9 protein-coding genes are annotated in these 10248 nt (G+C 34.1%); 4 read left to right on the top strand and 5 right to left on the bottom strand.

Annotation, left to right across the window (positions count from 1 at the left end):
- A partial coding sequence (locus ABX784_RS06470) for a hypothetical protein (protein WP_372654005.1) occupies positions 1–1127 on the bottom strand: 1127 nt, incomplete at its 3' end.
- Between the two features lie 166 nt (positions 1128–1293).
- Here ABX784_RS06470 and ABX784_RS06465 point away from each other — a divergent pair.
- The 4 genes from ABX784_RS06465 to ABX784_RS06450 all read left to right on the top strand — a co-directional run bounded on the left by ABX784_RS06465 (position 1294) and on the right by ABX784_RS06450 (position 5636).
- Positions 1294–2058, top strand: coding sequence for a GYF domain-containing protein (locus ABX784_RS06465; RefSeq protein ID WP_372654004.1), 765 nt, complete (start codon positions 1294–1296; stop codon positions 2056–2058).
- Positions 2042–2932, top strand: coding sequence for an alpha/beta fold hydrolase (locus tag ABX784_RS06460; protein ID WP_372654002.1), 891 nt, complete (start codon positions 2042–2044; stop codon positions 2930–2932). The genes ABX784_RS06465 and ABX784_RS06460 overlap by 17 nt, the downstream gene beginning before the upstream one ends.
- A 3-nt stretch (positions 2933–2935) precedes the next feature.
- Entirely contained in the window at positions 2936–3448 is a 513-nt protein-coding gene (locus ABX784_RS06455) for a hypothetical protein (protein ID WP_372654001.1), read from the top strand.
- Between the two features lie 136 nt (positions 3449–3584).
- A complete protein-coding gene (locus ABX784_RS06450) occupies positions 3585–5636 on the top strand; it encodes a serine/threonine protein kinase (protein ID WP_372654000.1) in 2052 nt (683 codons plus the stop codon).
- Positions 5637–5693: 57 nt separating this feature from the next.
- Here the strand turns inward: ABX784_RS06450 and ABX784_RS06445 are convergent, their stop codons facing one another.
- Genes ABX784_RS06445 through ABX784_RS06430 form a run of 4 tightly spaced genes read right to left on the bottom strand, consistent with a single transcriptional unit; the run spans position 5694 to position 10212 of the window.
- On the bottom strand, positions 5694–6566 hold the full coding sequence (locus ABX784_RS06445) for a pyruvate, water dikinase regulatory protein (RefSeq protein WP_372653998.1): 873 nt from the start codon (positions 6564–6566) through the stop codon (positions 5694–5696).
- A gap of 39 nt (positions 6567–6605) precedes the next feature.
- Entirely contained in the window at positions 6606–7577 is a 972-nt protein-coding gene (gene miaA / locus ABX784_RS06440; protein ID WP_372653996.1) for a tRNA (adenosine(37)-N6)-dimethylallyltransferase MiaA, read from the bottom strand.
- A complete protein-coding gene (gene mutL / locus ABX784_RS06435; RefSeq protein WP_372654006.1) occupies positions 7574–9277 on the bottom strand; it encodes a DNA mismatch repair endonuclease MutL in 1704 nt (567 codons plus the stop codon). Before mutL ends, miaA begins: the two co-directional genes overlap by 4 nt.
- A 23-nt stretch (positions 9278–9300) precedes the next feature.
- Positions 9301–10212: a diguanylate cyclase gene (locus ABX784_RS06430; protein WP_372653995.1), complete on the bottom strand. Its 912-nt coding sequence runs from the start codon at positions 10210–10212 to the stop codon at positions 9301–9303.
- Positions 10213–10248: the final 36 nt, after the last annotated feature.

Here is a 10248-nt window from a genome sequence, read left to right as displayed (position 1 = left end):
TGATAAGTTACATTTAGACAATTTGGAAATACTACTTCACCAGTACCAATTAACTCAATCATATGACCAGTGTAAGGCTCACCAGCTGAAGGGTAGTATCTTGTATTCTTATTTGTTTGTTTTCCAATATAGTTGAACTCTGAACTTGAAAGTTGAGTTCCATTATTTCTATAGACTACAATGGAGTCAGTATCAACTTCAACATTGCTTCCAGCTACTGGCCAGAAATTATATTTGTGATTGATCACTTGATCAGCAATAACACTATTTACTTGGTCAAAAATATTTGAGTAATTACTTACTGAGAGATTTGTATAATCTGACTCACTGTAGTTTCCACTTAGTGCAATATTTGAAGAGATTTTCTTGTAAACAATATTATTACTTGGAGCTATTGTTAAGAATCTCATCATCGAAGCATTTAATTTTGAAACTCCTGAGCAACTTTCTGAATAGCTTGAATATGAATTCTTATAACTTCCATTATAAGTACCGCCCTTTAAGCATAAAAGGTCATGTGTGATTCCATCAGCGAGTTTACGCCCTTCAGAGATATTTGATCCATAGTCATTGCTAACGTAACTATCATCATCTTCATTTGAGAGAAGTATGACTATAGTGTAGGAGTTAGGTCTAAAGATACCATTACTAATATTATTTTTAATTAGATCTCGGGCCCTCGCACCACCGGCCTCTGCTGCTCCTTCCTGCTGAGGAAGAGATTCAATTGCATTTACAGCGCTCGACTTTGAAATCACATTCACTCCACTTGGAGAAGTTCCGGCCCTACTAAAGAAGTATGAGTTACTATTTCCACTTCCAACAAGTGGAGCAATCATAACTTGGTAGTCGAATCTATCAGAGATATAGTTAAGAGTGTTATTAAGTGCAGCCTTTTTAGAGTCTTCAATATAGTTTGTGGACGTTGAATTATCCCAGAGAAAAAGTAAGTCTACTGGTGGTCTAATGAGAGTGTAATCAGAACAAACTTGTGTGTTACCTGTCTCTACTGGAGCAGTTGAGATAGTTGAGCTTTGTTTTCCCACACCGAATTGTTCCTCGTTACACGATACGAGGAGGAGGGGAGTAATAAATAATAATGCCCATTTTAAATTTTTCTTAATCATATTGACCTCAGAATACTTTTATCTTTAGCTTATTCGGCACAAAAGCAAGAAAACTTGAGCGGAATCATAAGGTTTATCTAGAAGTTGGGCAAAAAATCCACCAATGACACAGGATTTCAATGAGTTAAAATTAGAAGTAGTAATAATAAAATGTTCGGAGATTAAGATGACAAGTTGGTATTATGTAGAAGGAAAAGATCGTGTTGGGCCCGTTGATGAGGCTAAGATAAGTGAGCTTTTACAAAGTGGTACCTTGAATTCTGATAGCTATATTTGGACAAAGGGTTTTGATAATTGGAAGAAGTTTCAAGATGTCGAAGAGCTCTCTCATTTATTAAATAACGGAAGTGCTGAAGTTGAAGAAGAGGATGAATCCTTTAACTGGAGCGGTGTTTCGAAGTCAGAGAAAATCTTTATGATTAAGATTGGAATCGACAGAGGGTCTCAAGAAGTTGAATATGGACCTTATAATTTGGATGAAATTTCCCAAGCATTTTCAGAGAAAAGAATTAATGAAAAGACTTTGATATATGTTCCAGGTAAGATGAAAGAATGGATCTTTTTGGCTGATGTTCCAATATATGAAGAGCTATTTAATACTATGCCTCCTGTTATTGATGAAATTGATAGACGTAAAAATCAAAGAAAGCCTTTTGTGGCGAGAATGTTTTTTCATGATCAAGAAGAATTCTTTGAAGGAGTTTGTAGAGACATTTCTATTGGTGGATTGCAGATCTTAGTATCAAACTTTCCAGGAACAGTAGGGGATAATGTGTCTATGAATGTTCATCCTGATAACTCTGATTACTGCTTTACTGCGAAAGGACAAATTGTTAGGTTGTTAGATGGCGGACAAGGATTCTCTCTTCGTTTTGATAATTTAAATAGCGAAGCAAAGAGCTCTATCGAAAATTATGTTAACAGAGGCTAATAAAGAATTTAAATATTTAGAATTAAATTCTTTTAATATAAAATCACATTCCAAGAATGAAACTTTATACATAAGAGAGTGGAGAACTAAAAAAAACAAGGTTCTCCATCACTTTATTATATTGCATGATATTTGTGATCATCACGGTCGTTATGAACTTTTAGCAAAAGATCTTTGGCTAAAGTTTGATGAGAAAATCAATATTACATTTATAGATATGAAAGGACATGGCCTTAGTTCAGGTACAAGATCTTATGTTAAAAACTTTGATGAGTATGTAGAAGATTTACATTTATTACTCAATGATTATGAAAGTATTGAAACAAAGAAAGTTCTTATAGGGCAAGGACTAGGTGGGCTAATTGCTCTATCTTATATACAAAAATATGAGCACCTTGCTAAAGAGCGTATAAGCTCAGTGGTATTAAGTAATCCTCTTCTGTATTTGAAAATAGACGTTCATATTTTATATGAGAGATTGTTAAAAAAAATAAATAGATATGCTGGTAAAATTAGATTCCCATATCATATTAAAGGAAGTGATTTAACACACGATAGAATTAGAATAGAGAGCTATAATTCAGACCCGTTAATAAACCACTACATGTCTATCTCTCTAGTTGAAGAGATCGTTAGAAAGAGTAATCAGTTACTCGACTATTCTTATTTTTTAGATATCCCACTGTTAATGTTGTTGAGTAAGGATGACTTTCTTGTGAATTGGCAAAAGTGTTCTCTTTTTATGAAGGGAATGCCTAAAGAGCTTGCAAATGAAGGTCTATATCCTCACTCTGGACATGATCTCTTTAATGAAAAAAATAGAGACAAGGTCTTCAATGATATTTATAATTGGATATCAGATTTAAATAGGTAACTTATGAAAAAAATAATTCTTTTAATTGCAATTCTTACTTCTTCTTGTTCATTAACTGGGAGAAATATCGTTCAAGAAAATGATTTTGAACTAACAGGTGGCTCTGTTGGAGAAAAGATTTGGAAGGATGATTTAGAGTTAAAAAGAATTTCTTGGTACCAAGAAATGACAATGGTGTTTGATGTCCTACTAGGTGAGATAAGTGAAGAGTCACCATTTTACAATTGGTTTTCAACGTCAGAAAAAGTTTCATTAAAGCAGTGCTCTAATAGCTATTTGGCCTTATATTATTCAAGCTCTAGTAATGTAATTACTAAACGAAGTTTCCTAAAGCAGGCGAAAGATCAAGGTTATGACCAATTTGTTATGAATAACTTTGCAAGTGCATTAAAGCTACATCCACAGTATGTAACAAATTCTTTCCAACTTTACGATGTTGCAATACTTTGTTCTAAGTCTAAAAGAGAAGGTCCTCTTAGGATTGAATTCGCAAATTACAGGACAATTTCTCTATAAATATTGAATAGACAGTAATTTCAGTGCCTTATATCCGATATTTGTTTAGTTTTTAGACTGCTTTTTCCCTCAAGAATTTTCCCGATGGAACCGATAAGTAAGTGAATAATACGTTAGTTATTATAAGGTTTGAATTGTGGAAAGAGAAAGATTTGGTCGATATTTAATTTTAGATCACCTTATAGATGGGGGAATGGCAAAAATTTGTCGAGCTCGATTCCTAGGTGAGCAAGCTGATAAAGTTGTTGCCATTAAAATGGTTCAGCCTCAATTTTCTAAAGATGAAAACTTTAGAATAATGTTTATGGATGAAATCAAAACGACCTTTGGTCTGCTTCATCCAAATATTGTTCAAACTTATGATTACGGTATGCAGGAGAATCAACTCTTTGTTGCAATGGAATACTGTGACGGTAGAAACTTAAAAGAATATTTAGATAAATTAAAAGAAAGAAAGTTTGTATTTCCTGTTGAAATCTCTGTTTATATTATAACTCAAGTTTGTCAGGGGCTTCACTATGCTCATACATTAACAGATAAGCTGACGGGAAAAGATTTACAAATCATTCATAGAGATATTTCACCACATAATATCATGCTCACTTTTGATGGCGCAATTAAGGTCATTGATTTTGGTATCGCAAAAACAGAGACTAACTCTGAGGCCACGCAAGCAGGAACAATCAAAGGGAAGTTATCTTACCTTGCTCCTGAATACTTAGAAGGGCATGAGCTAGATCCTCGTTATGATGAATTTGCTGTAGGGATTACTCTATGGGAAATGTTATGTTCAAGAAAATTATTTAAAGCATCTAATGACCTTGCTGTTCTTAAGAAGATACAGGAATGTAAAATACCTGCGCCTTCTAGTATAAATCCGAATGTGCCTAAAGAGTTAGATGAAATTGTTCTTAGAGCATTAAGTAAGGATCGAAATAAGAGATTTGAAAACTTAGATCAACTCAATAGGGCCCTTATTAAGTTTTTATACTCAAACTATCCTGATTTTAACTCTTCAGATTTAGGTTTCTTTGCGAAAGAATTATTTAAAGAAGAGATCAAAAAAGATAGAGAGAAGTTATTTGAATTTGGTAAAATTGATTTAAAGCCATATCTAGATGAATTAAAGAGAGAACAAAGAGGTGGTACTGATAGATCAGAAGCGGCATCTACTTCAACTCCTGCTCCTGTCGATAGTTCTGTTGATAGAGGAAAAGAAAAAGTTTTAGACTTTGGATTTGAAGAAGAAGAGCCTCTTGCAAAAACTAAAACTAAAACTAGAGCAAGTCGCACTCAAACAAGATCAAGTGTAGATATTGATAAGAAGTTTGGTCATTTAAATGAAGAATCTAAAGACCTAACAATTGGAGCGACTAGAACTCGTACAAGTCGAAAGAAAGCAGGTACAGATCCTCGAAGTATTACAAAAACTGAAGGAACTAGAGTTAGAAAGACTAGTTCTGGGAAAACAAAAATAAAGAAGATTAAAGAAGAAAAGAAACAAAGTAGTTTAGTTTCTAAAGTTGCTTCGATTGCAATTCTTGCTGGTGGCCTTTACTTTGGATATACAAACTTAGGAATGATAAAGGAACTTGTTGGTATGGAGATAGGTGGTAAACCTAGCTCTCATGTTAACAGTACTGAAAGAGTGCCTTCATCTGATTCAGGTGATGATGCAGCAGTAAGTGTGATCTCCGAAAAAGAAGGTGAGGCTACAGTTACATTAAAAGGCTTTAATAAGCACAAGCAAAATATCTACTTAGATGGAAAACAAGTTAAAGTTGATTTCCTTAACTCTTTTAAAGTTATATCGGATAAGGTTCATTGGGTTAGAGTTGAAACATCAGGTAGACAACATTTTATTCAAAAGATATCTCCAGCTGATGGAGAGAGTGAAATACTTGAAGTTACAGAAACAACATACCAATCTTATGGATATTTGAAAATGTCTAGAAGCTGCGCTAGAGGATCTATTAGCTTCTCTATGTTTGGAGAGCCTAGAGTGGAAGAACTCCCATTCAAAAGAAAAAGAGGAATTCCATTTCCTATAAATTCTTCAAAGTCAGAAAAGGGTGAGGCAACAAAGCAAAGTGTCTTTTATAAAGTTGGAAATCAGAATATTGAAAGAAAAATTGATTTTGAAATTACTGAAGACTCATCTGTCGACTTTTGCGAACTTATTTTATAGTTATTATTCAAATTCAATAATAAAAAAGCCAGAACTTGAATTCTGGCTTTTTTATCTTTAATCGTTTTCTGTTTCTTCGTTTCTCTTACTCTGTTTGAAAATATTGTTCTTTCTCATATTTACGAGGCGAAGTATTTCTGAAGCAGTCTCTTCAATTGCTTTGTCTGTTACATTGAATATTGGCCATCTTTTGTTTTCTCGGAAAAGGTCATTGGCCCATTCTAATTCATCGATAACCTTACTTTGTTCTGCATAGTTTCCAGTATGATTGGCCGCACCTAGAGTGGTTAACCTCTTTCTTCTAATCTCTAGAAGAGCTTCAGGGTTAATTGTTAGTGCGAATATTTTTCTTTGGTCGATTTTAAAAAGAGCTTCTGGGATCTCAGTTCCCTTAATTAGGGGAACGTTTACAACTTTCACTCCATGCTGGCTAAGGTATACAGATAGAGGAGTCTTTCCTGTTCTAGATATACCTACAAGTACAACATCTGCAAGGCTTAGGGACTCTAGATTTCTACCGTCGTCATGGTTAAGAGTAAACTCCATCGCTGCAACTCTTTTGAAGTAGTCGTCATTAACAGCGTGTAGAAGTCCTGGCTCTGCCTTTGGCTCTTGTTCAAAGTAATTAGAAAAAGCCGTGAGGGCATGTCCAATTAAGTCTAGAGCTCGAACATGCCTAGTTCTTGCAACATCTCCGATATAATCTCTTAGCTCACTAGTTACAATTGTATAGATAATTAGATCATGGTGAATTGCTGCTTCTGTGAAGATAGCATCTACTTGTTCTGTCTTTCTCACATTCTTAAAGCGAGTGAAGTAGACTTCTCTATCTGGAAATTGAGTCATAATTGCTCGAGAAATAGCAGTTGCAGTTTCTCCTGTTCCATCAGATATAATAATGATTTTTAATTTTCTTGGAAGAGTTGCCATTTTAATTCCTTCGCTTTATTTAGAAGTTATTATGAAGAACTAGTCCTCTTTTAACTTTGAGATAACTAAGTTAACTATATTATCTTTATCTATTAGTGGATGAAAAGTTTCTTTAGGAGTTACTTTTTTAAAGAATGTTCTCTGAGATTTTGCAAGTTGACGAGTCGATATTGCAATTCTATCGATATATTCATCCTCACTAGAGAATTCTCCATTAATAAATTGAATTGTTTCTTTGTATCCAATAGAGGTAAGAGGTTTTTCTTTGCCAGTAAATCCATTTTGAAGAAGATCTTTTACTTCATTAACTAGTCCACTTTTAATCATATCTTGTGTTCTTGATTGTATTATTTTCCAATGTTCATCTTTTGGAAGGTCGAGATAGATATGAATAATCTCATAACCATTTAACCTATTGATTGAGAAATCATAAGGACTGTTCTTTTCTAGCTTTTCTTTTTCTAAACTAATAGGCATTCCTGTAGATTTGAAATACTCATATGCTCTTATATTTCTGTAATGATCATTTTCATGAAGTGAATTATACGAGTCGAGATCATTTTCTTTTAGAAAATCTCTAATAAATTGAATACCTTTTTCCTTATACTCAGCATCTATTGATAGTCTCAACTCTTTAGGAATAGGGTTTGCTTCATACATCCCCTTAACAAAGGCCCTTACATAGAAAGCGGACCCTCCTACAAAAATAGGGGTCTTGCCTTGCTCGATTAAATCATTGAGAGCCTTGTCAGCATACTCCAAAAATTCAGAGGCATTTAGTGGACTCTTGGCACTGACAACATCAACAAGATGATGTTCATATTCACCGAGTTCTTTCTGACTAGGTTTTGCTGTACCTATAGATAATTCTTTATAAAAGAGTAAAGAATCGAAATTTACTATTGCAGGACTTAATCCGACCTTAAGTAAGTGGTCGTATATATTCATACTGGTTGATGTTTTACCAGAAGCTGTAGGACCTGAAATTATTATTATTTTTTTTGAACTCATCTGAATATTTTTTCTAGTATTTTATCATCTAGGTTTATAATTGATTTACTTTCTAGTGCTTCTATCATGGAGTATTCTTTCAGAATATGGATGATAGAGTAGTCACTTAAGAAAAAATCCTTAAGTTTTATTGTCGAAATAAGTTCTAACATATTTTCTCTGAATGTCTCTATTTCAATGTTTTCATTATTTATAGAGAGTAGAATATCTCCTAGAACTTCTCTTACGTTGAATGAATCAAAGCAGTTTGGAATGGTTCTTAGAGCATATGTCTGTTCGTCGAGCTTATCAATTTCAAGCCCTGAGTTCTTCAGTAGATCTAATTTGCTACTTATCTTTTCATCGAGTAGGAAAGGCTCACTAATGAGTAGAGGAGTTGTATAAGATTCTACATATGGATATCTAACTGACCAGTCCTTCATCCAGTAATTTATGAATAATGAAAATGAATCCACTATTGATTTGTTTGAATTCTCGTCTTGTAAAAATAGGTATCTATCATTAATTCTATTTAATTGAATCGATTTATTTTCTTCACTTCCTGGGAGTTCAACACTTTTAGACCTATCAAAATTCATGCTACTTGGTCTATGTGGCTGGCTACTATATGTTGTAAATGGATTATTAGAGAACATTTGTAGCCCTTGATCTCTTTGTTCAGTACTTGTAAAAAGTTCTTCCTGAGGCTTCGCTACAATTTCAGTATTCTCATCTATAAACTTTTTTATACTTGCCGAGACGAGAGAGAAGACAACATTAGACTTGAAAAATTTTACTTGAGTCTTATTTGGATGAACATTTACATCAACTTGTGTTGGAGGAACATCTAGCATTACACAGTAGTGACCGGTCTCTCCAAAAGGCCAAGCCTTTTCCATTGTTCTAAGAATTGATTGGTGAATTTGTCTATCAGTAAAGAGTCTTCCATTTACAAAGAGGTACTGTCCTTTCCCTGCATTTCCTTTACTAGTGAGAGCAGAAGCAAAACCGTGTACACTGTGGCCTTCATACTCACCAGTAAATTCGTAAAGATCTTTGTTGCTAGCATTCTTAGGAAGTATGATTTGCTTAATTCTATCTTGAAGATTTTCTTCAGTCACAGGTTTGAAGATTTGCTTATCTTTATCATCCCACTTTATAGAGAATTGAGTTTTTGGATTTGTAAGAATGAATGCATTGATAATTCTCTTCATCGCATTCTTTTCACTAGTTTTTGATTTTATGAACTTCAGTCTAGCTGGAGTATTGAAAAATAGATCTTTTATAAATATCGATGTTCCATTTTTCTTCCCAGGGATAGGTGTATGAGACATCTCTTTAGCACCATGAATAACGATTTTCCCACCGTCTTCAGGATTACTTTTTGGTGTCGAAGTGCAAGTTATACGTGATATTGCTGCCATAGAGGCAAGTGCTTCACCTCTAAATCCGTAGCTATATAAATTGTAGATATCTTCAAAGCGCTCAATTTTTGAGGTTGCATGTCTACAGAAGGCGTAGGGAAGGTCTTCAAATAGAATACCATCTCCATTATCTTCGATTGAGATTAGATCTAATCCATTTTCAATTATGGTTACTTTTATATTCGTAGAGCCGGCATCGAGAGAGTTTTCTAGGAGTTCTTTAACTAGAGAGGCCGGTCTTTCAATTACTTCACCGGCCTTGATTTGATCTATTAAATGCTCCGGAAGGAGATTTATTTTGTGCTGATTTTCTTGTATGGTTATTGCCCTCGGTAGAAGTTTACTTGATTTCTTCCACCTTCTTTAGATTTATAGACAGACTCATCAGCTCTTTTAAATAAGTCTGTTCCACTTGTAACACCTTGACGATAATCTGCAACTCCAATTGAAGCTGTCACAGGAAGTATTTTTCCTTCATAGTTAAAGTCATGATCTTGAATAAGCTTTCTTAGTCTTTCTGCTATCTCAAATGACTGCTTTAAGTTTGTTTTAGGTAGTAAAATTACAAACTCTTCTCCACCATATCTAGCGAATACATCGTTATCTCTAACTCCACCGCCTCTTATCACATCTGCTAGCTCTTTAAGAACAAAGTCTCCAGCATCGTGACCATAGTTATCATTTAATGATTTAAAGTGATCTAAATCAAAGAGGATTAAAGAGAGTGGATCTCCTGTAACTTTTGATTTCTTCACTTCAAGTTCAATACTGTTATTAAAGTATGTCTTATTGTAACAACCAGTATGTCCGTCAGTGTTGGCCTCCATACTTAATTTGTCATAAGTAAGTCTTTCTGGATCACCTTTTGGTAAAAACTTAAGGGCCATACTTCCAAGCTTGATCATATCGCCTTTACTAAGAGGTACTGATCCTTCAATTTTTTTATTGTTTAAAAAAGTACCATTCTTTGACCCAGTGTCTTCAACTGTCCAATTGTCATCGCCTTGGTTTACTACTTTAAAGTGATGTCTTGAGATACCATTAAATTCAAGAGGAATAATATTGTCAGCATTTCTTCCACAAGAAACTTCCGGTTGATTTAAATTGAAAATAGTTCCATTTAAATCTCCGCCTACAACGAGTAGGGCCGCTGGTTTTTGCTCAGCTTCTTTTTCTGCTGAAGCAAGTGCTGCTTTAATGTCAGTTAGTACAACTGTAGAATCATCACTCATTTTTATACCTTTATACCTGAAAATATATATGAAATA

Origin of the sequence: Halobacteriovorax sp. (genome assembly GCF_041587335.1) — a bacterium.
Taxonomy (GTDB): Bacteria; Bdellovibrionota; Bacteriovoracia; order Bacteriovoracales; family Bacteriovoracaceae; genus Halobacteriovorax.
This window is presented reverse-complemented; position numbering and strand designations above follow the sequence as displayed.